Source organism: Pseudomonas sp. UTLPPB19802, from assembly GCF_059730225.1.
The window spans coordinates 6350876-6372644 of sequence record NZ_AP048545.1 but is presented as its reverse complement, the minus strand read 5'-3'; the positions used below and the strand labels follow the sequence as shown (position 1 = coordinate 6372644).

Annotated in this window: 24 protein-coding genes; 22 read left to right on the top strand and 2 right to left on the bottom strand. The window is 62.5% G+C overall.

Annotation, left to right across the window (positions count from 1 at the left end):
- Positions 1–17: 17 nt before the first annotated feature.
- The 17 genes from fliQ to AC6I6U_RS27775 all read left to right on the top strand — a co-directional run bounded on the left by fliQ (position 18) and on the right by AC6I6U_RS27775 (position 16888).
- Positions 18–287, top strand: a complete 270-nt coding sequence (fliQ, locus tag AC6I6U_RS27855) for a flagellar biosynthesis protein FliQ (protein WP_497879193.1) — start codon at positions 18–20, stop codon at positions 285–287.
- Position 288: 1 nt separating this feature from the next.
- Positions 289–1071, top strand: coding sequence for a flagellar biosynthetic protein FliR (fliR, locus tag AC6I6U_RS27850; protein ID WP_497879192.1), 783 nt, complete (start codon positions 289–291; stop codon positions 1069–1071).
- A 2-nt stretch (positions 1072–1073) separates the two neighbouring features.
- Entirely contained in the window at positions 1074–2213 is a 1140-nt protein-coding gene (gene flhB, locus AC6I6U_RS27845; protein WP_497879191.1) for a flagellar biosynthesis protein FlhB, read from the top strand.
- 266 nt (positions 2214–2479) lie between these two features.
- Positions 2480–4609, top strand: a complete 2130-nt coding sequence (flhA, locus tag AC6I6U_RS27840) for a flagellar biosynthesis protein FlhA (protein ID WP_497879190.1) — start codon at positions 2480–2482, stop codon at positions 4607–4609.
- An 11-nt stretch (positions 4610–4620) separates the two neighbouring features.
- On the top strand, positions 4621–5949 hold the full coding sequence (flhF, locus tag AC6I6U_RS27835) for a flagellar biosynthesis GTPase FlhF (RefSeq protein ID WP_497879189.1): 1329 nt from the start codon (positions 4621–4623) through the stop codon (positions 5947–5949).
- Between the two features lie 121 nt (positions 5950–6070).
- Positions 6071–6904, top strand: a complete 834-nt coding sequence (fleN, locus tag AC6I6U_RS27830) for a flagellar synthesis regulator FleN (RefSeq protein ID WP_497879188.1) — start codon at positions 6071–6073, stop codon at positions 6902–6904.
- Positions 6901–7641, top strand: a complete 741-nt coding sequence (gene fliA, locus AC6I6U_RS27825; protein WP_497879187.1) for an RNA polymerase sigma factor FliA — start codon at positions 6901–6903, stop codon at positions 7639–7641. Before fleN ends, fliA begins: the two co-directional genes overlap by 4 nt.
- Positions 7642–7832: 191 nt before the next feature.
- A complete protein-coding gene (locus tag AC6I6U_RS27820; RefSeq protein ID WP_003183998.1) occupies positions 7833–8204 on the top strand; it encodes a chemotaxis response regulator CheY in 372 nt (123 codons plus the stop codon).
- A 22-nt stretch (positions 8205–8226) separates the two neighbouring features.
- On the top strand, positions 8227–9015 hold the full coding sequence (locus AC6I6U_RS27815; RefSeq protein WP_497879186.1) for a protein phosphatase CheZ: 789 nt from the start codon (positions 8227–8229) through the stop codon (positions 9013–9015).
- Positions 9016–9029: 14 nt separating this feature from the next.
- On the top strand, positions 9030–11315 hold the full coding sequence (locus tag AC6I6U_RS27810; protein ID WP_497879185.1) for a chemotaxis protein CheA: 2286 nt from the start codon (positions 9030–9032) through the stop codon (positions 11313–11315).
- Between the two features lie 52 nt (positions 11316–11367).
- Positions 11368–12510, top strand: coding sequence for a protein-glutamate methylesterase/protein-glutamine glutaminase (locus tag AC6I6U_RS27805; RefSeq protein ID WP_497879184.1), 1143 nt, complete (start codon positions 11368–11370; stop codon positions 12508–12510).
- Positions 12510–13250: a flagellar motor protein gene (locus AC6I6U_RS27800; RefSeq protein WP_497879183.1), complete on the top strand. Its 741-nt coding sequence runs from the start codon at positions 12510–12512 to the stop codon at positions 13248–13250. The genes AC6I6U_RS27805 and AC6I6U_RS27800 overlap by 1 nt, the downstream gene beginning before the upstream one ends.
- A 10-nt stretch (positions 13251–13260) precedes the next feature.
- A complete protein-coding gene (gene motD / locus AC6I6U_RS27795; protein WP_497879182.1) occupies positions 13261–14148 on the top strand; it encodes a flagellar motor protein MotD in 888 nt (295 codons plus the stop codon).
- 53 nt (positions 14149–14201) lie between these two features.
- Positions 14202–14990: a ParA family protein gene (locus tag AC6I6U_RS27790; protein ID WP_497879181.1), complete on the top strand. Its 789-nt coding sequence runs from the start codon at positions 14202–14204 to the stop codon at positions 14988–14990.
- Between the two features lie 81 nt (positions 14991–15071).
- On the top strand, positions 15072–15932 hold the full coding sequence (locus AC6I6U_RS27785; RefSeq protein WP_497883117.1) for a CheW domain-containing protein: 861 nt from the start codon (positions 15072–15074) through the stop codon (positions 15930–15932).
- A gap of 80 nt (positions 15933–16012) precedes the next feature.
- Positions 16013–16495 (top strand): chemotaxis protein CheW, encoded by a 483-nt coding sequence (locus AC6I6U_RS27780; RefSeq protein WP_010449884.1) that lies wholly within the window; start codon positions 16013–16015, stop codon positions 16493–16495.
- On the top strand, positions 16496–16888 hold the full coding sequence (locus tag AC6I6U_RS27775) for a DUF2802 domain-containing protein (protein ID WP_497879180.1): 393 nt from the start codon (positions 16496–16498) through the stop codon (positions 16886–16888).
- Positions 16889–16944: 56 nt separating this feature from the next.
- On the opposite strand, the gene AC6I6U_RS27770 is transcribed toward AC6I6U_RS27775, so the two are convergent.
- Both AC6I6U_RS27770 and fliK read right to left on the bottom strand, forming a co-directional pair.
- Positions 16945–17274 (bottom strand): EscU/YscU/HrcU family type III secretion system export apparatus switch protein, encoded by a 330-nt coding sequence (locus AC6I6U_RS27770; protein WP_497879179.1) that lies wholly within the window; start codon positions 17272–17274, stop codon positions 16945–16947.
- Positions 17271–18842 carry a flagellar hook-length control protein FliK gene (gene fliK, locus AC6I6U_RS27765; protein ID WP_497879178.1) on the bottom strand — a complete coding sequence of 524 codons (1572 nt, stop codon included), beginning with the start codon at positions 18840–18842 and terminating at the stop codon, positions 17271–17273. The genes AC6I6U_RS27770 and fliK overlap by 4 nt, the downstream gene beginning before the upstream one ends.
- A 160-nt stretch (positions 18843–19002) precedes the next feature.
- Between fliK and ccmA the strand changes: the two genes are divergently transcribed.
- The 5 genes from ccmA to ccmE are packed head-to-tail and all read left to right on the top strand — an operon-like array spanning position 19003 to position 21768.
- Positions 19003–19674: a cytochrome c biogenesis heme-transporting ATPase CcmA gene (ccmA, locus tag AC6I6U_RS27760; RefSeq protein WP_497879177.1), complete on the top strand. Its 672-nt coding sequence runs from the start codon at positions 19003–19005 to the stop codon at positions 19672–19674.
- Entirely contained in the window at positions 19671–20339 is a 669-nt protein-coding gene (ccmB, locus tag AC6I6U_RS27755) for a heme exporter protein CcmB (protein WP_497879176.1), read from the top strand. The genes ccmA and ccmB overlap by 4 nt, the downstream gene beginning before the upstream one ends.
- A 45-nt stretch (positions 20340–20384) precedes the next feature.
- Positions 20385–21143, top strand: a complete 759-nt coding sequence (locus AC6I6U_RS27750) for a heme ABC transporter permease (protein ID WP_497879175.1) — start codon at positions 20385–20387, stop codon at positions 21141–21143.
- Positions 21140–21316 (top strand): heme exporter protein CcmD, encoded by a 177-nt coding sequence (gene ccmD / locus AC6I6U_RS27745; RefSeq protein WP_497879174.1) that lies wholly within the window; start codon positions 21140–21142, stop codon positions 21314–21316. Before AC6I6U_RS27750 ends, ccmD begins: the two co-directional genes overlap by 4 nt.
- Complete coding sequence (ccmE, locus tag AC6I6U_RS27740) at positions 21313–21768, top strand: cytochrome c maturation protein CcmE (protein ID WP_497879173.1); 456 nt, start codon at positions 21313–21315, stop codon at positions 21766–21768. Before ccmD ends, ccmE begins: the two co-directional genes overlap by 4 nt.
- The last annotated feature ends 1 nt before the right edge of the window (position 21769 follow it).

The window sequence follows — 21769 nt, the reverse complement described above, 5'->3', positions numbered from 1 at the left end:
TTTACGGGTAGCGCGCCATGACGCCTGAAGTAGCAATTGATATTTTTCGCGATGCCCTCTGGCTGACCACGCTGATGGTGTCGGTGCTGGTGGTTCCGAGTCTGGTGGTCGGCTTGATCGTGGCGATGTTCCAGGCGGCCACCCAGATCAACGAACAGACCCTGGGTTTCCTGCCGCGCCTGTTGGTGATGCTGATTACCCTGATCGTGGCCGGCCCCTGGCTGGTGCAGAAGTTCATGGAGTACATCCAGTCGCTCTACGGCAGCATTCCGCAGGTCATCGGCTGACATGTCGCTGCTCGCGCTGACCGATACGCAGATCAGCACCTGGGTCGCGAGCTTCATGCTGCCGCTGTTCCGGGTCGGCGCGGTGCTGATGACCATGCCGATCTTCAGCACCACCCTGGTTTCCCGGCGGATACGGCTGTATTTCGTCGTTGCCATTACCGTGGTCATCGCGCCGGGCCTGCCACCAATGCCCGAGGTCCATCCGCTTGATCTCAGCGGGTTGATGCTGATCGTCGAGCAGATCATCATCGGTGCCTTGCTCGGTTTCTCCCTGCAGTTGTTCTTCCAGGCGTTCGTGGTGGCCGGGCAGATCGTCGCGATCCAGATGGGCATGGGCTTTGCGTCCATGGTCGACCCGGTCAACGGGGTTTCGACGGCGGTGATCGGGCAGTTCTTCACCATGCTGGTGACTCTGATGTTCCTCGGCATGAACGGCCATCTGGTGGTATTCGAGATATTGACCGAGAGTTTCACCACCCTGCCGGTGGGCAGCGGCCTGTCGGCCACGGATTTCTGGATGATCGCCGGCAAGCTCGGCTGGGTCCTCGCGGCGGCGTTGATGCTGGTATTGCCGGCGATCACCGCGCTGCTGGTAGTCAACGTGGCATTCGGCATCATGACTCGCGCCGCGCCGCAACTGAACATCTTTTCCATCGGCTTCCCGCTGACCCTGGCGCTGGGGATGTTGATCCTCTGGGTCAGTCTCGGGGATATTCTCAATCAGTATCAACCGCTGGTCGTCGAGGCCCTGCAGTTTTTACGTGAACTGGCACGGGCGCGCTGAGCATGGCAGAGAGCGAGAGCGGTCAGGACAAGACAGAAGAACCCACGGAGAAACGAAAAAAGGACTCCCGGGAAAAGGGCGAGATCGCCCGTTCCAAGGAGCTCAACACGCTTGCGGTGATGCTGGCCGGGGCGGGTGGCTTGCTGGTATTCGGTGGCACGCTGGCGCAGGAAATGGCCGAGCTGATGCGGCTGAACTTCACCCTGACTCGCGAGGTGGTGCTGGACCAGCGCTACATGGCGATTTTCCTGCTGCAGTCGGGCAAGTTGGCGATCCTGGCGGTGCAGCCGATTCTCCTGACCTTGCTGGTCGCCGCCTTCGTCGGGCCGATTTCCCTCGGTGGCTGGCTGTTCGCCGCCGGCAGCATGGCGCCCAAGTTCAGTCGGATGAATCCGTTGTCCGGCCTCAAGCGGATGTTCTCGACCAAGGCTCTTGTGGAACTGCTCAAGGCCCTGGCGAAGTTCTTCATCGTCCTGCTGGTGGCGCTGGCGGTGTTGTCGTCGGATATCGACGACTTGGTACGAATCGCCCACGAGCCCCTGGAAATGGCCATTATCCACAGCCTGCAACTGGTGGGGTGGAGCGCTCTGTGGATGTCCCTCGGCCTGTTGCTGATCGCGGCAGTCGACGTACCGGTACAGTTGTGGGAAAGCCACAAGAAGCTGTTGATGACCAAGCAGGAAGTGCGCGACGAGTACAAGGACCAGGAAGGGCGGCCTGAGGTCAAGCAGCGGATTCGCCAGTTGCAGCGCGAGATGTCCCAGCGCCGGATGATGGCGGCGATTCCCGAGGCGGACGTGGTCATCACCAACCCGACTCACTATGCGGTCGCACTCAAGTACGATTCCGAGAAGGGTGGCGCGCCGGTGCTGCTGGCCAAGGGTAATGACTTCATTGCCCTGAAAATTCGGGAGATCGCCGTCGAACACGAGATCATGTTGCTCGAATCGCCGGCCCTGGCGCGCTCGATCTACTACTCCACCGAGCTGGAGCAGGAGATTCCGGCCGGGCTTTACCTGGCGGTGGCGCAGGTACTGGCCTACGTCTACCAGATCCGTCAGTTCCGTGCGGGCAAGGGCAAGCGCCCGGACCCGCTCAAGGACGACCTGCCGATTCCGCCCGATTTGCGCCGCGATTCCTGATTGGTGCCCTATCTGCCGGTCTTGTGTGGGGCTTGCGGGCCCCTTCGCGGGCAAGCCCTGCTCCTACAACGGGTGGCGGAGCAATACACGGCATGGGTGTACGACGCAAACCCTCTAGGAGCCGGGCTTGCCCGCGAAGAGGCCCGCAAGCCTTGCGCATAGCCGCATTTTCAACGTCTTCGTCATAGTTGGAGAGCTTCTTGCAGAAGCAGCTCCACGGCGCCCGCTGGCGTCAAAAGTTTGCTTCAAGGTGACGAGGAATACCGGTGGATCGCTCTCAACTCATCAACACTGCCCGCAGCAACCTGGTCGGTCTCGGCCGGGGCAACCTGGGGGTGCCGCTGCTGCTGTTGGTCATGCTGGCGATGATGATGCTGCCGGTGCCGGCCTTCCTGCTGGACGTGTTCTTCACCTTCAACATCGCCCTGTCGATCGTCGTCCTGTTGGTCTGCGTGTACGCACTGCGGCCGCTGGACTTCGCCGTGTTCCCGACCATCCTGCTGGTGGCCACGCTGTTGCGCCTGGCCCTGAACGTGGCATCCACCCGGGTGGTCATGCTCCATGGCCAGGAAGGCCATGCCGCCGCCGGTAAGGTGATCCAGGCGTTCGGTGAGGTGGTGATCGGCGGTAACTACGTGGTCGGTATCGTGGTTTTCGCGATCCTGATGATCATCAACTTCGTCGTGGTGACCAAGGGTGCCGGGCGGATCTCCGAGGTGAGCGCACGTTTCACCCTCGATGCGATGCCTGGCAAGCAGATGGCGATCGATGCCGACCTCAACGCCGGCCTGATCGACCAGGCACAGGCCAAGGCGCGTCGTGCGGAAGTGGCCCAGGAAGCCGAGTTCTATGGCTCGATGGACGGTGCCAGCAAATTCGTTCGCGGTGACGCCATCGCCGGCCTGCTGATCCTGTTCATCAACCTGATCGGCGGCATGGCGGTCGGGATCTTCCAGCACAACATGACCTTCGCCGACGCGGGCCGGGTGTATGCCCTGCTGACCATCGGTGACGGTTTAGTGGCGCAATTGCCATCACTGTTGTTATCCACAGCGGCTGCCATCATGGTGACCCGTGCTTCCGGCTCGGAAGACATGGGCAAGCAGATCAACCGGCAGATGTTCGCCTCTCCCAAGGCCCTGGCCGTGTCTGCCGGCCTGATGGCGGTGATGGGCCTGGTGCCGGGCATGCCGCACATTTCCTTCCTCAGCCTGGCGCTGGTGGCCGGTGGTGCAGCCTATCTGCTCTGGAAAAAACAGAATGTCGCCAAGGTCCAGGCCCTGGCCGAAGTCCAGCGCCAGCAGGAACTGCTGCCGTCGCCAGCTCGCGCCATGGAAACCAAGGAGCTGGGCTGGGATGACGTGACCCCGATCGACATGATCGGCCTGGAAGTCGGTTATCGCCTGATTCCGCTGGTGGATCGCAACCAGGGCGGGCAATTGCTGGCGCGGATCAAGGGGGTGCGCAAGAAGCTGTCCCAGGACCTTGGCTTCCTGATGCCCACTGTGCATATTCGTGACAACCTCGACCTGGCGCCCAGCGCCTACCGCCTGACCCTGATGGGTGTGATCCTGGCCGAGGCCGAGATCTATCCCGATCGCGAATTGGCGATCAATCCCGGGCAGGTCTACGGCTCCCTCAACGGGATTACCGCCAAGGACCCGGCTTTCGGGCTGGAGGCGGTCTGGATCGAGATCAGCCAGCGTTCCCAGGCGCAGTCGCTCGGGTACACCGTGGTGGACGCCAGTACCGTGGTGGCGACCCACCTCAACCAGATTCTGTACAAGCATTCCAGCGAGCTGATCGGCCACGAAGAAGTCCAGCAGCTCATGCAATTGCTGGCCAAGGGCTCGCCGAAGCTGGCCGAGGAACTGGTGCCGGGGATCATTTCCCTGTCGCATCTGCTCAAGGTACTGCAGGCGCTGCTGGCCGAACACGTGCCGGTTCGCGATATCCGCAGTATTGCCGAAGCGATCGCCAACAATGCCTCGAAGAGTCAAGATACTGCCGCTTTGGTTGCCGCGGTGCGCGTCGGATTATCCCGTGCAATCGTCCAAAGCATTGTAGGGCTTGACTCCGAGCTGCCTGTGATCACCTTGGAGCCAAGGTTGGAACAAATATTGCTCAATAGTCTGCAGAAGGCCGGACAGGGCTCGGAAGAGGGTGTTCTCCTCGAACCGAGCATGGCTGAAAAGCTTCAGCGGTCACTGATTGAAGCCGCCCAGCGTCAAGAGATGCAGGGGCAGCCGGTGATCCTGCTGGTAGCCGGTCCGGTTCGCGCGATGCTTTCGCGGTTCGGTCGCCTGGCGGTACCCAGCCTGCATGTGCTGGCCTACCAGGAAATTCCGGACAACAAGCAAGTCACCATCGTTGCGACAGTAGGGCCCAACGGCTGAGGTAGTGGGTTATGCAAGTTAAGCGTTTTTTCGCCGCCGATATGCGTCAGGCCATGAAGCTGGTTCGTGACGAATTGGGCTCGGATGCGGCCATCATCGGCAATCGCCGTATTGCGGGCGGTGTCGAGCTGACGGCTGCGCTCGACTACAAGCTCTCGGCCCTGGCTCCACGGGTTCCGAACATGGAGCTCGAGGACGAGCTGCGCAAGACCCAGTCGCGGATCGTCACTGCCCAGGCCGAACTGAGCCTGCGCAATGAGGGTGAAAACGATGGATCGACCAATCGCCAATTGTTCGCCGGACTGCCGCTGACCGCTGCGGAGCCGTTGATCGAACCGACCTTCAGCGAGCCACGGCGTCCTGCCCCGGCGCCGGCTGCGGCCGCCCCGGCAGTCGACCAGCGGGTCTTCGACTCGATGCGCTCGGAACTCAATGGCCTGCGCGAGTTGCTGGAAGTGCAACTGGGCTCGCTGGCCTGGAACCAGTTGCAGGGTCGTCAACCGGAGCAGGCCAACCTGTGGCGGCGCTTGCAGCGTATCGGCCTGTCCGGTCCGCTGTCGCGCGACCTGCTGGCGCTGACCACCGAGATCCAGGAGCCGCGCCAGGCCTGGCGCATGCTGCTGGCGCACCTGGCGCGGATGATCGTCACGCCGGAGATCGAACCGCTCGAAGAGGGGGGCGTGATCGCCATGGTCGGCCCCGCCGGCATGGGCAAGACCACCACGCTGGCCAAGCTGGCGGCGCGCTACGTACTCAAGTACGGCGCACAGAACATTGCGCTGGTCAGCATGGACAGCTTCCGTATCGGCGCCCAGGAGCAACTCAAGACCCTGGGGCGGATTCTCAACGTGTCGGTGACCCACGTCGACCCTGGCCAGTCCCTGGCCCAGGCGCTCGATCCGCTGCTGCGCAAGCGCGTGGTGCTGATTGATACCGCCGGCCTGCAAGCCAGCGACCCGGCCTTGCGCATGCAGTTGGAAAGCCTGGCCGGTCGCGGGATCAAGGCGAAGAATTATCTGGTCCTGGCCACGACCAGCCAGAAGCAGGTGCTCACCGCCGCCTATCACAGCTACAAGCGCTGTGGCCTGGCCGGTTGCATCCTGACCAAGTTGGATGAGACGGCGAGCCTCGGCGAGGTGCTGAGCCTGGCCATCAGCCATGAACTGCCGGTGGCCTATCTGACCGATGGCCCGAGGATTCCGGACGATCTGCATTTGCCGCGTCGCCACCAGCTGGTGAGCCGCGCGGTCAGCGTGCAAATGCAGGAAGAACCCAGCGAAGAGGCCATGGCCGATATGTTCGCTGACATCTACCACAGCCCCTCCAAGCGAGTGGGGTGAGGTAACCATGAAGACGTTGCAACGCATCTACATCGATGGTCTGCCAGGCATCAGTTTCCTTCGGGAAAGCGCAGCCAGTTATGTGGCCTTCCGTCTAAGCAAGACAAGGTAAGAAGAGAACATGGGCAGCATGCATCCCGTACAGGTGATTGCGGTGACCGGCGGCAAGGGTGGCGTCGGAAAGACTAACGTGTCGGTGAACTTGTCCCTGGCACTGGCTGAGCTTGGCCGGCGTGTCATGCTGCTGGATGCCGATCTGGGGCTGGCGAACGTCGACGTCCTGCTGGGGCTGACCCCGAAAAGGACCCTGGCCGATGTGGTCGAGGGCCGCTGCGAGTTGCGTGACGTGATGCTGCAAGGGCCTGGCGGGATTCGCATCGTGCCGGCGGCCTCCGGGACCCAGAGCATGGTCAATCTCAATCCGGCGCAGCACGCCGGCCTGATCCAGGCGTTCAGTGATATCGGCGACAATCTCGACGTGCTGGTGATCGACACCGCTGCGGGTATTGGTGACTCGGTAGTCAGTTTTGTCCGCGCGGCCCAGGAAGTGTTGCTGGTGGTCTGCGATGAGCCGACCTCGATCACCGACGCCTATGCGCTGATCAAGTTGCTCAATCGCGATTACGGCATGAGTCGTTTCCGGGTGCTGGCCAACATGGCCCAGAGCCCGCAGGAAGGTCGCAATCTGTTCGCCAAGTTGACCAAGGTCACGGATCGCTTCCTGGACGTCGCCCTACAATACGTGGGCGCCGTTCCCTATGACGAATGCGTTCGCAAGGCCGTGCAAAAGCAGCGTGCGGTCTACGAGGCTTTCCCACGTTCGAAATGCGCCCTGGCGTTCAAGGCTATCGCGCAGAAGGTCGATACCTGGCCGTTGCCCGCGAACCCTCGTGGGCATCTGGAATTCTTCGTCGAACGTCTGGTACTTCAAACGAGTGCGGGACCGGTGCTATGACTGCAAGTGGCTATCGCATGTATTCCAAATCCTCGCGTGACAGCCAGTATGAATTGATCGAGCGTTACGCGCCCCTGGTCAAGCGGATCGCTTATCACCTGCTGGCGCGGCTGCCGGCCAGTGTTCAGGTCGAAGACCTGATCCAGGCCGGCATGATCGGTTTGCTCGAAGTCTCGACCAAATATGATTCGGGCAAGGGTGCGAGTTTCGAGACCTATGCCGGTATCCGCATCCGTGGCGCGATGCTCGACGAGGTGCGCAAGGGGGACTGGGCGCCGCGCTCGGTGCACCGCAATACCCGCATGGTCAGCGACGCAATTCGCTCAATTGAAGCGAAAACCGGTCGCGACGCTAAAGATCATGAGGTTGCAGCCGAACTCCAATTGAGTCTCGATGATTATTACGGGATTTTGAACGATACCTTGGGCAGCCGACTGTTCAGTTTCGACGACCTGTTGCAGGACGGCGAGCATGAAGGGTTGCATGAGGATGGCGCGAGCGCTCATCTCGAACCGTCGCGCGACCTGGAGGATGAACGCTTCCAGGCCGCACTGGCGGACGCGATTGCCAATTTGCCGGAGCGTGAGCGGCTGGTCTTGTCGCTGTACTATGACGAGGAACTGAACCTCAAGGAAATCGGTGAGGTGCTGGGGGTCAGCGAGTCGCGAGTCAGCCAGTTGCATAGCCAGTGCGCAGCCCGTTTGCGGGGGCGTTTGGGAGAGTGGCGAGCGCGTTGACGGGGCAGTGTGTGGGGACACTGCGAACGAGACCGATGCGGCGTGTGACGGTGCATCGGTGGCTCGGCCGGTTGTGGTTTCCATGCAGTAGGGTACAAAGCCTTGTCGAGTGTTGTGCCGAATTGATTTAACAGCGCGTCCAGGTGCTGAAACGCGTTTAAGACTGCTTGGAGGTCGAATTGAACAAGAACATGAAAATCCTCATTGTTGATGACTTTTCAACGATGCGGCGGATCATCAAAAACCTGTTGCGTGACCTCGGGTTCACCAACACTGTCGAGGCCGATGACGGTACCACCGCCATTCCGGTGCTCAATAGTGGCAGCATCGACTTTCTGGTCACCGACTGGAACATGCCCGGCATGACCGGCATCGATCTGCTGCGCCACGTACGTGCCGACGAGAAGCTCAAGCATCTGCCGGTCCTCATGGTCACGGCCGAAGCCAAGCGCGAGCAGATCATCGAGGCTGCCCAGGCGGGTGTGAACGGTTATGTGGTCAAACCATTCACGGCCCAGGCGTTGAAAGAGAAGATCGAGAAGATCTTCGAACGCATCGGTTGATGAAGTCCGCCACGGGGGCGCTATGGAGCACAACGAATCTTCTCTGGGCGATTTTGAATCGACCCTGAAAAAACATGCCCGCGAACTGGTCGAAAGCCTTGAAAAAGGCCGCTTCGGCGACGCGGTGCAAATGATCCATGAGCTGAACCAGACCCGTGACCGCGGCCTGTATCTGGAAGTCGGCAAGCTGACCCGCGAGCTGCACAGTGCGATCGTCAATTTCCAGATCGATCCCACCATGCCGCAAGCCGAGGAAGTCTCGCAGATCACCGACGCCACCGAGCGCCTGTCCTATGTGGTCAGGCTGACCGAGGCGGCGGCCAATCGCACCATGGACCTGGTGGAGAGCGCGACGCCGCGGGTCAATGGCCTGAATGACGAAGCCAAGGCGCTGAGCGCCGACTGGGGGCGCTTCATGCGCCGCGAGGTCGGTGCCGAGGAATTTCGCGCATTGGCCCGGCGAGTCGACAGTTTCCTGACGCGCAGCGAGCAGGAGACCCAGGCCGTCTCGAGCGATCTCAACGACATCCTGCTGGCCCAGGACTATCAGGATCTGACCGGCCAGGTGATCAAGCGTGTCACGCACATGGTCACCGAGGTCGAGAGCAACCTGCTCAAGCTGGTGCTGATGGCCAGCCAGGTGGATCGCTTTGCCGGTATCGAACATGACCGCGAAGCCATCCTCGCGCAAAAAGATCCACAAAAACAAATGGCAAAGGGTGAAGGTCCGCAGATTCATGCCGATAAACGTGAAGACGTTGTGTCCGGCCAGGACGATGTCGACGATTTGCTTTCCAGCCTTGGATTCTAGGAGCACCCATACACATGAGCTTCGGCGCCGATGAAGAGATCCTTCAGGATTTCCTGGTTGAGGCCGGCGAGATTCTTGAGCAACTGTCCGAACAACTGGTCGAGCTGGAAAGCCGGCCGGACGATGCGGATCTGCTCAATGCCATTTTTCGCGGTTTTCACACTGTAAAAGGGGGCGCCGGCTTCCTCCAGCTCAATGAGCTGGTGGAGTGCTGTCACATCGCCGAGAACGTGTTCGACATCCTGCGCAAGGGTGAGCGTCGCGTTGACGCGGAGCTGATGGACGTGGTCCTGGAAGCGCTGGACGCGGTCAACGGCATGTTCGGTCAAGTGCGCGAGCGCAGCCCGATCACTCCCGCGACTCCTGAGCTGCTGGCGGCATTGTCGCGTCTGGCGGAACCTGCCGGGGCAGAACCTGCGCCCGAGCCGGTGGCCGAGGTCGCGGTAGCTGAGCCTGAGCCGGTCGCCGAAAGCCCGTCGGGTGATATTACCGACAATGAATTCGAACAACTGCTCGACTCGCTCGACGGTGCCGAGGCCGATGCGCCCAAGGCGGCCGCTGCGGAAGGTGAGGCCGAGAGTGATGAAATCACCGACGCCGAGTTCGAGTCGCTGCTCGACCAGTTGCATGGCAAGGGCCAGTTCGCGCCCGACGCTGTCGCGACGCCAGCATCCGCCGCAGCCCCTGCGGCAGCCCCGGCGGCGGGTGAAGCACCCGACAACGGCGATATTACCGATGACGAGTTCGAAGCCCTGCTCGATCAGTTGCACGGCAAGGGATCGTTCAAGGTCGAGGGTATCGACACCGGTGCTGCCGCCGCCCAGGCTGCGGAAGTCACCGGAGCTTCCGGTGGTGACCTGATCACCGACCAGGAATTCGAGTCGCTGCTCGACGAGCTGCACGGCAAGGGCAAGTTCTCCGAAGTGGCCGCGACGGCGGCTGCTCCCGTGGCGGCCAAGCCCGCCGCTGCTGCGACCCCTGCCGCCGCTGCAGCACCGGCCGCCAAGACGCCGGCGGCAGCACCCACGCCAGCCGCCAAGGCTCCGGCTGCCGCCTCTGCGGCACCGGCTCCAGCTCGTGCGCCGGCTCCTGCCGCGGCCGGTGGTGGCGAAAAACCGGCGGCCAGTGAAGCGGAAACCACCGTACGGGTCGACACCGCGCGCCTTGACGAGATCATGAACATGGTCGGCGAGCTGGTGCTGGTGCGTAACCGCTTGGTGCGCCTCGGGCTCAACAGCGGCGACGAAGCCATGTCCAAGGCGGTGTCCAACCTCGACGTGGTGACTGCCGACCTGCAGACCGCGGTGATGAAGACCCGCATGCAGCCGATCAAGAAGGTCTTCGGCCGCTTCCCGCGCCTGGTTCGTGACCTGGCACGGCAACTGAAGAAAGAAATCAACCTGGAACTGGTGGGTGAAGAAACCGACCTCGACAAGAACCTCGTCGAGGCCCTGGCCGACCCGTTGGTCCACTTGGTGCGCAACTCGGTCGACCACGGTATCGAGGAACCGGCCGACCGCGAGGCGATGGGCAAGGCGCGCAGCGGTCGGGTAGTGCTCTCGGCCGAACAGGAAGGCGACCACATCCTGCTGTCGATTTCCGATGACGGCAAGGGCATGGACGCCGACGTGTTGCGCAGCATCGCCGTGAAGAAAGGCCTGATGGACAAGGATGCAGCCGACCGCCTGAGCGAGACCGACTGCTTCAACCTGATCTTCGCCCCGGGCTTCTCGACCAAGACCGAGATCTCCGACGTGTCGGGCCGCGGCGTGGGCATGGACGTGGTGAAGACCAAGATCGCCCAGCTCAACGGCACCATCAACATCTACTCGACCAAGGGCAAGGGCTCGAAGATCGTCATCAAGGTCCCGCTGACCCTGGCGATCATGCCGACCCTGATGGTGATGCTCGGCAACCAGGCCTTTGCGTTCCCGCTGGTCAACGTCAACGAGATATTCCACCTCGACCTGTCGCGCACCAACGTGGTCGACGGCCAGGAAGTGGTGATCGTACGCGACAAGGCGTTGCCGCTGTTCTATCTCAAGCGCTGGCTGGTCAGCTCCGCGGCTCACGAAGAGCAGCGCGAAGGCCACGTGGTGATCCTTTCCGTGGGCACTCAACGCATCGGCTTTGTCGTCGATCAATTGGTTGGCCAGGAGGAAGTGGTAATCAAGCCACTGGGCAAAATGCTGCAGGGAACCCCGGGCATGTCGGGCGCCACCATTACCGGTGACGGTCGCATCGCGCTGATTCTCGATGTGCCGAGCATGCTCAAGCGTTACGCCGCACGGCGTATTTGATTCCGGTTCGGCGGCAGGACATGAGTCCGCCGCCAGGCCTAACGGAGTGTTTATGGTAGTCAAGGTCCTGGTGGTGGATGACTCGGGTTTTTTCCGCCGCCGCGTCTCGGAAATCCTTTCGGCGGATACGAGCATCCAGGTCGTCGGTACGGCGACCAACGGTAAAGAAGCCATTGATCAGGCGCTGGCGCTCAAGCCGGACGTGATCACCATGGACTACGAGATGCCAATGATGGACGGCATCACGGCGGTGCGGCATATCATGCAGCGCTGTCCGACGCCGGTGCTGATGTTTTCCTCCCTGACCCACGAAGGCGCCCGCGTCACGCTTGACGCTCTGGATGCCGGTGCGGTGGATTTCCTGCCGAAGAACTTCGAAGACATCTCGCGCAACCCAGAGAAGGTCAAGCAACTGCTGTGTGAGAAGGTTCACAGCATCTCGCGCAGCAACCGTCGTTTCAGCAGCTACAGCGCCCCGGCACCGCACCCCACTGCGGCGCCTGCTCCCGCGCCGTCCGGCACCAGCAGTTTTTCCAGCAGCCATGCCCCGGCTCCCGCTCCGGCCCGTACCACGCCGGTCGCCAGCCGTACCCCGGCGGCCGCTCCGACGACCTCGGGAACACCCAAGCGCAAGGCCTACAAGCTTGTGGCGATCGGTACTTCCACTGGCGGCCCGGTGGCCCTGCAGCGGGTACTGACACAACTGCCGGCGAATTTCCCTGCTCCGATCGTGTTGATCCAGCATATGCCGGCGGCTTTCACCAAGGCCTTTGCCGAGCGCCTGGACAAGCTCTGCCGGATCAGCGTCAAGGAAGCCGAGGATGGTGACATCCTGCGTCCGGGCCTGGCCTTGTTGGCGCCAGGTGGCAAGCAGATGATGGTCGACGCCCGCGGTTCGGTGAAAATCCTGCCGGGTGACGAGCGCCTCAACTACAAGCCCTGCGTGGATATCACCTTCGGTTCCGCGGCCAAGTCCTACGGTGACAAGGTCCTGGCGGTGGTCCTCACCGGCATGGGCGCCGATGGTCGCGAGGGTGCGCGCCTGCTCAAGCAGGGTGGCAGCGCGGTCTGGGCCCAGGATGAGGCCAGTTGCGTGATCTACGGCATGCCGATGGCGATCGTCAAGGCAGACCTGGCGGACGCCGTATACAGCCTGGACGATATCGGCAAGCACCTGGTCGAGGCCTGTCTCTGATGGATGTGTTGAGCCTCATTGGTATCATCATGGCGTTTGTCGCCATTATCGGCGGCAATTTCCTCGAAGGTGGTCATATCGGTGCACTGGCCAACGGCCCGGCGGCACTGATCGTGCTCGGTGGGACCATCGGCGCAGCCTTGCTGCAATCGCCGATGAGCGCCTTCAAGCGCGCCATCCAGATTCTTGACTGGATCTTTTTCCCGCCCCGGGTCGACCTGGCCGGGGGCATCGATCGTGTGGTCAACTGGAGCCTGACCGCCCGCAAGGAAGGCTTGCTGGGCCTGGAAGGCGTAGCCGACACCGAGGCCGACAGCTACTCGCGCAAGGGCCTGCAACTGTTGGTCGACGGTGCCGAGCCGGAAGCCATCCGCAGCATTCTCGAAGTGGATTTCTTCACCCAGGAAAGTCGCGATATCGAAGCCGCCAAGGTTTTTGAAAGCATGGGTGGCTACGCGCCGACCATCGGCATCATCGGCGCGGTCATGGGCCTGATCCATGTCATGGGCAACCTTGCCGACCCGTCTCAGCTGGGTAGCGGCATTGCCGTGGCGTTCGTTGCGACCATCTACGGCGTGGCCAGTGCCAACCTGGTGCTGCTGCCGATCGCCAGCAAGCTGAAGTCGATCGCCATACGCCAGTCGCGCTACCGGGAAATGCTGCTCGAAGGCATCCTGTCGATTGCCGAGGGCGAGAACCCGCGCTCCATCGAATTGAAGCTCCAGGGCTTCATGGACTGATGGAGTAGACATGGCCAGGCGTCGTCACCACGAAGAGCATGTGAACCACGAGCGTTGGCTGGTTTCCTATGCCGACTTCATTACCCTCTTGTTCGCATTCTTCGTGGTCATGTACTCGATCTCGTCGATCAACGAAGGCAAGTACAAGATCATTTCCCAGGCGCTGGTCGGCGTGTTCACCGACGCCGATCGCAGCCTCAAGCCGATCCCCATCGGCGACGAGCGGCCAGTCACTGTCAAACCGGCCGACCCGCTGATCAAGGATTCCGAGCAGACCGATGCAGCGTTCGGCCAGGGCGCGGCGGATCCGCTCAAGAGCATCGCCGACGATATCAGCGCGGCGTTCGGCGACCTGATCAGTTCCAATCAGATGACCGTCCGCGGCAACGAGTTGTGGGTGGAGATCGAGCTCAATTCCGGTCTGTTGTTCGGCAGTGGCGATGCCTTGCCCAGCGACAAGGCGTTCGACATCATCGCCAAGGTGGCGAAGATCCTGAAGCCGTTCGACAACCCGATCCACGTCGAGGGCTTCACCGATGACCAGCCGATCCGTACGGCGCAGTACCCCACCAACTGGGAGCTGTCCTCGGCGCGCTCGTCGAGCATCGTGCGAATGATGGCGATGGAAGGGGTCAACCCGCAGCGCATGGCGTCGGTCGGCTACGGTGAGTTCCAGCCGGTGGCCAACAATGCCACCGCCGAAGGCCGTGCGCGCAATCGCCGGGTGGTGCTGGTGGTGTCGCGTAACCTCGATGTGCGGCGCAGCCTGACCGGTACCGGTACTGCCAATGCGACACCCGATGCGGCTTTGAAGCGGGCTGGCACACAAACTGCACCGCCAGCGGTAAAGCAAGCGGTACGCGAGAACTCCGTCAAATCTCCGGCACCTGCTCTATAACTTAGCGCTATTTCTCGGCAGGCCTGACATTTTTGCCGGGAGGAACACACTGAATGAGAGTCTGGGCAGTAGCCAATCAAAAAGGTGGCGTCGGTAAGACCACTTCCTCCATCGCTCTAGCCGGTCTGCTGGCTGAGGCGGGCAAGCGCGTGGTCGTTGTCGATCTCGACCCTCATGGCTCGATGACCAGCTACTTCGGCTACGACCCGGACACGCTGGAGCACAGCAACTTCGACCTGTTCCAGCACAAGGGCCAGGTACCCGACGGCTTGCCCGGCCAGCTGTTGCTGTCCACCAGCGACGAGCGGATTTCCCTGTTGCCGTCGAGTACCGCGCTGGCGACCCTGGAGCGCCTGTCGCCGGGGCAGAGCGGGTTGGGCCTGGTGATTGCCAAGAGCCTGGCGCAACTGTGGCAGGATTTCGACTATGCGGTGATCGACAGTCCGCCGCTGCTCGGCGTGCTGATGGTCAATGCCTTGGCGGCCAGCCAGCAACTGGTGGTACCGGTGCAGACCGAACACCTTGCGGTGAAGGGGTTGGAGCGCATGGTCAATACCTTGGCGATGATCAACCGCTCACGTCGCCAGGCCTTGCCTTTTACCATCGTGCCGACCTTGTTCGATCGTCGGACCCAGGCTTCCATGGGCACCCTGCGCGTGCTGCGCGACAAGTTTCCCGAAGCGATCTGGCAGGGTTATATCCCGGTCGATACGCGCCTGCGCGACGCCAGCCGGGCTGGGGTCACGCCTTCGCAGTTCGATGGCAAGAGCCGTGGGGTACTGGCCTACCGTGCCCTGCTCAAGCATCTGCTGTCCCAGCAGCTCGTTCCACAGGTGGCCTGACGTGTTGCATTCAAGTCACCTGCCGTTTCAGCCGATAACTCCTACAGAACACTGTAGCGGGACATTTTCATGGGCATTCAGATGATCCGTCCCGTCGACATCACCACTCGTCCGCAACTGGCACTGCAGTCCTATCTGGATGCCTTGCTCCAGGAGGCGACTGAAGAACTGCCGGTGGAGCTGGCGGTAGAGCCGGCGATCGAGATTGCGGTCGAGCCTGAGCCCGAGCCGGTCAACGAACTCGATGAGTTCCAGGCGGCGGTCCTCGAGGAACAGGCCCGCGATGCCCTGGCCGCGCAGGCAGTGCCGGTTGCGCCGGCCCCCGTGGTCAAGGCCGAAGTGCCACTGGCACAGGTCGAGGTGGTGGTGGCCGAACCGGTCGCCGCGGTATTGGTGGAGCCGGTGGTCGAAGTGCATTTGCCGCCAGTCGGCAATACGCCGCCACCGCCGGTCGAGGGGGATACGCGCCCGCATTGGGCGGCGGAGCCGTTCGAGTGCCTGCTGTTCGATGTCGCCGGGTTGACCCTGGCGGTGCCGCTGGTCTGCCTGGGATCGATCTATTCCCTGGCTGGCCAGGAGTTGACGCCGTTGTTCGGGCAGCCGGAATGGTTCCTGGGCATCCTGCCGAGCCAGGCCGGCAACCTGAAGGTGCTGGATACGGCCCGCTGGGTGATGCCCGATCGCTATCGCGACGACTTCCGCCAGGGCCTGCAATACGTTATTTCGGTCCAGGGTTATGAGTGGGGGCTGGCGGTGCACCAGGTCAGCCGCTCGTTGCGCCTGGACCCCAACGAGATCAAATGGCGCACCCAGCGTGGGCAGCGACCGTGGCTGGCTGGCACGGTCATCGAACACATGTGTGCGTTGCTCGATGTCTCCGAGCTGGCCGAGTTGATCGCCAGCGGTGCCGTCAAGCAGATGCAGTTGCACAAACCGACATAAACAACAGCGTCAGGGCGACCAGTGCGTCAGGGCGTCAGACAGCACACACACCGTATCAACGGTAATCGAGGGGCAGGGGTATGAATAAGTCAGCGTCTTCACAGGGTTCCGATGATCCAATCCTGCAGTGGGTGACGTTCAAGCTGGACAATGAGTCCTATGGCATCAACGTGATGCGGGTCCAGGAAGTCCTGCGCTATACCGAGATCGCTCCGGTGCCGGGTGCGCCGAGCTACGTGCTGGGGATCATCAACCTGCGCGGCAACGTCGTCACCGTGATCGACACCCGCCAGCGTTTCGGCCTGATGCCGACCGAAGTCAACGACAACACCCGTATCGTCATCATCGAGGCCGACAAGCAGGTCGTCGGGATCATGGTCGACAGCGTGGCTGAAGTTGTCTACTTGCGTCAGTCGGAAGTCGAGACCGCACCGAACGTGGGTAACGAAGAGTCGGCCAAGTTCATCCAGGGCGTCTGCAACAAGAATGGCGAACTGCTGATCCTGGTCGAGCTGGACAAAATGATGACTGAAGAAGAATGGTCCGAGCTGGAGAGCATCTGATTGATTCTTGAGGTCATAGTCATCCTCCTGGTCCTGTTGTGGATCGGGACGCTGGGGATGTTCCTGTTCCATGTGCGCAACCAGCAGAAAATTGCCGCACAGCAGGCCGAGGGCGATGCGCTGCGCGACCAGCGCATCAAGGAACTGGCCCGCCGGGTCGACAACTTCCAGAACGGCACGGTTCGCATGGGCGAGGATCTGCACGAGTTGCGGGCGGTGGTTGCGCCCCTGCCGGACAAGCTGGCCCAGCTGGAACAGCGCGATCCCTCGACCCTGTCCTTCGCCCAGGCCGCCCGGCTGGTAGGCATGGGCGCCAGTATCGACGAATTGACCCAGGCCTGCGGACTGACCCAGGCCGAGGCCGAGTTGATGAGCAAGCTGCATCGCAGCTGATCCTCGGCTGCGGCAGGTTCCACGTTTCAGGCAGGCTGTCTGGCCTGCCTTGCACATCAGTAATCGTCGCCCCGTTCGGTGACGTCTTTTTCCACCGGTTCCGGTAGCGGCTCGAACCCCTGTGGCACCTTGCCCTTCAGGTTCCAGGCGAAGGCGATGATCACCGCGATAGTCCGGTACAACTCCTCGGGAATGCTGTCGCCCAGTTCCAGGCGCGCCAGCAGTTTCACCAGTTCGGCGTTCTCATAGATCGGCACTTCGTAGTCGCGGGCCAGCTTGAGGATGGCTTCGGCCAGTTCTTCGTCGCCCTTGGCGATCAGGGTCGGGGCCTGTTGGCCGTCGTACTTGAGGGCGATGGCCTGGCGTGGGGTGTTCGGATTTCTCATGCGGTTTCGTCGACCCAGCGTTGTTCCAGTCGGGTTTGCTTGCCTTGCGGTGGGGTGCCCCGGTGACAGTCGAGTTCGCCGACGTTGAGCCCCGAGTCCAGCAGGCGCTTGCGCAGGGCGTCCAGTTGGCTTTCGATCAGGTTGGCGGTTTGCTCGCGTTCGGCCCAGAGATGACCAGACAGGCTGCCACTGAGCAATTGCGCCTGGACGTGCAGCGGGCCCAGCGGGTCGAGATCGAAGGCCAGTTCCACCCGCCACAGTTGCGACTTCTGCTCACGTGGTTCGGGTTTGTCGTTCGATTCCCTTTCTTCCCGTTCCTCACGCTGGATCTTGACCTGCAAGGGCACGATGTCTTGCAGGTTGCGCATGGGAATTTCCAGTTGCCAGGTGGTCTGCAGGTTGCCATCGGCGGTGCGACCGGTCTGTTCCAGACTCGACAGCTGATGGCTTTGCAGGCGCGAGACCGCCGCCGCGGCGAGGCGCAGCAGGTTTTCCAGGTCACCTTCGCCGGCCAGGCTCTGCAGCAACCGCGAGGGCAGCGGAAAACTGATCGGCTGGGGCTTGCCGCCGACCTGGCCGAGTGCGCCTAGGGCGCTGCGGACGAAACCCGGCAGGGCCTGGGCGAGTACGGCGGCGGAGGCTCCCGGGTTGCTGGCGGCACCGTCCGGCAATTGCGGCGTTATCTGTGCGATCAGGCGCAGCAGGTTGCCCTTGAGGTCGGGGACCATCGCTGGGTTCTGGCCCAGCAGCAGCCTGGCTTCGAGGAACAACCCGCTGTTCTGCAGGGCCTGGGCCAGGCCCTTGGGGGTGCTCAACTGGCTGATGTCCGGCAGGTCGGCGAGCAGCGTGGCGATGGCGCTGCGCAGGTCGGCCGGCAGGTCGGCGCTGCGTGGCAGGTTCTGCAGGCTGTTGAGCAGGCTGTCCAGCGAGCCCTGGCGGCCTTGCTGGGCCAGCAACTGCTGGGTCACTGCCAGTTGATCCTGGCGCCCACCCAGGGGCACGAAGCTCAGGCTCTGCGAGCCTTCGACCAGGGCGCTGAGCAGGCTGCCGATGCGCAGTGGCTGGGGGCTGTCGAGGGTCAGGGTGGTGCCGCTGAGTGAGGTATTGAGGAGGCTGACCAGCGAGCGATATACCTGCGGCTGCCCCGGTACTTGCGGTAGCGCCTGGCTGGTCAGGACCTTGCCCTGCAACAGTGTGCCGAGTGGCAGTTGCGTGGTATCCAGGCGGGTCAGGGCGGCGGCGCTGGCGCTGAGGGCCTGTTGCACGGTGACGGCCAGGTTACCGGCCGACGGCTGTGTCACGGTCAGTTGGGCGCCCTGGGGCAGTGGCTGGTCGCTGGTGGCTTGCACCGTGGTCTGGCGACCGTTTTCAGTGGTCAGCTTGAGCAGCAACTGGAAGGTCTGGTCGGTCTGCTTCAGCGACAGGATATCGGCCCTGGCGCTTTGCCCGGGCGCAATCAGTCCGTCCAGCGGCGGCGTCAGCTTCAGCAGCTCGCCGGCCTGCACCGTCGGGCGGCTGCTGGCCGGGATCAACTGGGCCAGCGGAGGGATGTTGAATTCGCCTGTCATCGGGTCGCAACCTGTTGAGATAGCCCTCTTTGGAGTAGGGCGATGCATGTATAATGCCGCGCCGTTCCCGAAAGTGTGTCCAAACTATCGCATAAATTGACGCAGCTCTCTGGAACGAGCTGCAAAAGCAATTATGCTGCCTTACGTTAACGGCCGCGTCATGGCCGACTTGAGAACCGCAAAAGGCTTCGATCATTTGACCAGCCCTCTTCTAGAAGCCGTAGCACTCGCCTGTGAGCGTGATTGGCGGATGCTGTTCGAGAACCTCGAACTGCGTCTGAATCCCGGCGACATGGTGCAGATCAGCGGCCCCAACGGCAGTGGCAAGACCAGTCTGTTGCGCCTGCTGGCCGGGCTGATGCAGCCCACCAGCGGCGAGATCCGCCTCAATGGCGAACCCCTGGACAGCCAGCGCAGCGAGCTGGCGCGCACGTTACTGTGGATCGGCCATGCCGCCGGCATCAAGGATTTGCTGAGCGCCGAGGAAAACCTGCGCTGGCTCTGTGCATTGCACCGGCCGGCCGCGCGCGAAGCGATCTGGCAGGCCCTGGCCGCTGTCGGCCTGCGTGGTTTCGAGGACGTGCCTTGCCACACGCTTTCCGCCGGCCAGCAACGTCGCGTGGCCCTGGCCCGGCTGTACCTGGACAGCCCGCCGCTGTGGGTCCTCGATGAACCCTTCACCGCCCTCGACAAGCAAGGCGTGGCGCAGTTGGAGGAGCACCTGGCCGGTCATTGCGAGCGTGGCGGAATGATCGTGCTGACCACCCATCACACTCTCACGCGGGTGCCCGTGGGCTACCGCGACCTGGACCTCGGGCGGTGGGCGGTATGAGTGTCTTCGGTCTATTGTTTGCCCGCGAGGCGCGGCTGCTGTTCCGGCGTCCGGCCGAACTGGCCAATCCGCTGGTGTTCTTTGCCATCGTGATCGCGCTGTTTCCGTTGGCGGTCGGTCCCGAGACGAATATGTTGCAAGCCTTGTCTCCGGGGCTGCTGTGGGTCGCGGCACTTTTGTCCGTCCTGCTCTCGCTGGACGGGCTTTTCCGCAGTGATTTCGAGGACGGTTCCCTTGAACAGTGGGTCCTTTCGCCGCACCCCCTGGCTCTTCTGGTGCTGGCCAAGGTACTGGCACACTGGGTGTTTTCCGGTCTGGCGCTGGTGTTGCTGGCGCCGTTGCTGGCATTGATGCTCGGCTTGCCGAGCGCCTGCCTGCCGGTGCTGTTGTCATCGCTGCTGCTGGGAACACCGGTGCTGAGCCTGCTCGGTGCGGTAGGCGCGGCGCTGACGGTGGGGCTCAAGCGCGGTGGCCTGTTGTTGGCACTGCTGATCCTGCCCTTGTATATCCCGGTATTGATTCTCGGCAGCGGGGCCTTGCAGGCCGCGTTGCAGGGCATGCCGGCCACCGGTTATCTGCTCTGGCTCGGCAGCCTGGCCGCCCTGGCAGTGACCCTGGCACCTTTTGCAATAGCGGCTGGCCTGAAGATCAGCGTCGGCGAATAATGAGGTCTGGCCGGTTTACGGCCAGCAAAGACCCTTGGATGTACCGTGATGAACTGGACTTGGTTTCACAAGCTGGGCTCGCCCAAATGGTTTTATGGCATCAGCGGGCGCCTGCTGCCCTGGCTGAGTATCGCCGCCGTGCTGCTGATCGCCAGCGGAGTGGTCTGGGGGTTGGCCTTCGCGCCGCCGGACTACCAGCAGGGCAACAGCTTTCGCATCATCTACATCCACGTGCCTGCGGCCATGCTGGCGCAGTCCTGCTATGTGATGCTGGCGGTCTGCGGGGTGGTCGGGCTGGTGTGGAAGATGAAACTGGCCGACGTCGCCCTGCAATGCGCGGCGCCCATCGGCGCCTGGATGACCGCCGTGGCGCTGGTCACTGGAGCCATCTGGGGCAAGCCGACCTGGGGCGCATGGTGGGTCTGGGACGCGCGCCTGACCTCGATGCTGATCCTGCTGTTCCTCTATTTCGGCCTGATCGCCCTGGGCAACGCCATCACCAATCGTGACAGCGCCGCCAAGGCCTGCGCGGTACTGGCGATCGTCGGCGTGATCAACATTCCGATCATCAAGTACTCGGTGGAGTGGTGGAACACCCTGCACCAGGGCGCGACCTTCACCCTGACCGAGAAGCCGGAGATGCCGGTTGAAATGTGGTTGCCGCTGCTGCTGACCGTGCTCGGTTTCTACTGCTTCTTCGGCGCCGTGCTGCTGCTGCGCATGCGCCTCGAAGTGCTCAAGCGCGAAGCGCGGGCAAGTTGGGTCAAGGCCGAGGTATTGAGCGAACTGGAGGCGGCTCGATGATTTTTGCGTCATTCGGCGATTTTCTCGCCATGGGCCATCACGGCCTGTATGTCTGGTCGGCCTATGGCATCTGCCTGGCGGTACTGCTCATCAACGTCGCGGCGCCGCTGCTGGCACGCCGGCGTTACCTGCAACAGGAGGCGCGTCGTCTGCGCCGGGAGAATAGCAAGTGAACCCGCTGCGCAAGAAGCGACTGATCATCATCCTGGCGATCCTGGTCGGGGTCGGCGCTGCCGTCGGCCTGGCCCTGAGCGCCCTGCAGGAAAACATCAACCTGTTCTACACCCCGACCCAGATCGCCAATGGCGAGGCACCGCTGGATACGCGCATTCGCGCCGGCGGCATGGTCGAGAAGGGCTCGCTGGTCCGTTCCAGCGACTCGCTGGACGTGAAGTTCGTGGTCACCGATTTCAACAAGTCCGTGACCATCAGTTACCGCGGCATTCTCCCCGACCTGTTCCGCGAAGGGCAGGGCATTGTCGCCCTCGGCAAGCTGAACGCCGAAGGCGTGGTGGTGGCCGACGAGGTGCTGGCCAAGCACGACGAGAAGTACATGCCACCGGAAGTGACCAAGGCACTCAAGGACAGCGGCCAGGCCGCCCCGACGCCTGCGAAGGAGGGTTGAT

Excerpts from the sequence above, each read along its gene's own strand:
- AC6I6U_RS27770 (WP_497879179.1), bottom strand. The coding sequence starts at position 17,274 with ATGAGAAATCCGAACACCCCACGCCAGGCCATCGCCCTCAAGTACGAC.
- AC6I6U_RS27820 (WP_003183998.1), top strand. The coding sequence starts at position 7,833 with ATGAAAATCCTCATTGTTGATGACTTTTCAACGATGCGGCGGATCATC.
- fliA (WP_497879187.1), top strand. The coding sequence starts at position 6,901 with ATGACTGCAAGTGGCTATCGCATGTATTCCAAATCCTCGCGTGACAGC.
- motD (WP_497879182.1), top strand. The coding sequence starts at position 13,261 with ATGGCCAGGCGTCGTCACCACGAAGAGCATGTGAACCACGAGCGTTGG.
- AC6I6U_RS27780 (WP_010449884.1), top strand. The coding sequence starts at position 16,013 with ATGAATAAGTCAGCGTCTTCACAGGGTTCCGATGATCCAATCCTGCAG.
- fleN (WP_497879188.1), top strand. The coding sequence starts at position 6,071 with ATGGGCAGCATGCATCCCGTACAGGTGATTGCGGTGACCGGCGGCAAG.
- AC6I6U_RS27790 (WP_497879181.1), top strand. The coding sequence starts at position 14,202 with ATGAGAGTCTGGGCAGTAGCCAATCAAAAAGGTGGCGTCGGTAAGACC.
- fliR (WP_497879192.1), top strand. The coding sequence starts at position 289 with ATGTCGCTGCTCGCGCTGACCGATACGCAGATCAGCACCTGGGTCGCG.
- ccmA (WP_497879177.1), top strand. The coding sequence starts at position 19,003 with ATGGCCGACTTGAGAACCGCAAAAGGCTTCGATCATTTGACCAGCCCT.
- fliK (WP_497879178.1), bottom strand. The coding sequence starts at position 18,842 with ATGACAGGCGAATTCAACATCCCTCCGCTGGCCCAGTTGATCCCGGCC.
- flhB (WP_497879191.1), top strand. The coding sequence starts at position 1,074 with ATGGCAGAGAGCGAGAGCGGTCAGGACAAGACAGAAGAACCCACGGAG.
- AC6I6U_RS27800 (WP_497879183.1), top strand. The coding sequence starts at position 12,510 with ATGGATGTGTTGAGCCTCATTGGTATCATCATGGCGTTTGTCGCCATT.
- AC6I6U_RS27815 (WP_497879186.1), top strand. The coding sequence starts at position 8,227 with ATGGAGCACAACGAATCTTCTCTGGGCGATTTTGAATCGACCCTGAAA.
- ccmB (WP_497879176.1), top strand. The coding sequence starts at position 19,671 with ATGAGTGTCTTCGGTCTATTGTTTGCCCGCGAGGCGCGGCTGCTGTTC.
- AC6I6U_RS27805 (WP_497879184.1), top strand. The coding sequence starts at position 11,368 with ATGGTAGTCAAGGTCCTGGTGGTGGATGACTCGGGTTTTTTCCGCCGC.
- flhF (WP_497879189.1), top strand. The coding sequence starts at position 4,621 with ATGCAAGTTAAGCGTTTTTTCGCCGCCGATATGCGTCAGGCCATGAAG.
- AC6I6U_RS27810 (WP_497879185.1), top strand. The coding sequence starts at position 9,030 with ATGAGCTTCGGCGCCGATGAAGAGATCCTTCAGGATTTCCTGGTTGAG.
- fliQ (WP_497879193.1), top strand. The coding sequence starts at position 18 with ATGACGCCTGAAGTAGCAATTGATATTTTTCGCGATGCCCTCTGGCTG.
- AC6I6U_RS27785 (WP_497883117.1), top strand. The coding sequence starts at position 15,072 with ATGATCCGTCCCGTCGACATCACCACTCGTCCGCAACTGGCACTGCAG.
- ccmD (WP_497879174.1), top strand. The coding sequence starts at position 21,140 with ATGATTTTTGCGTCATTCGGCGATTTTCTCGCCATGGGCCATCACGGC.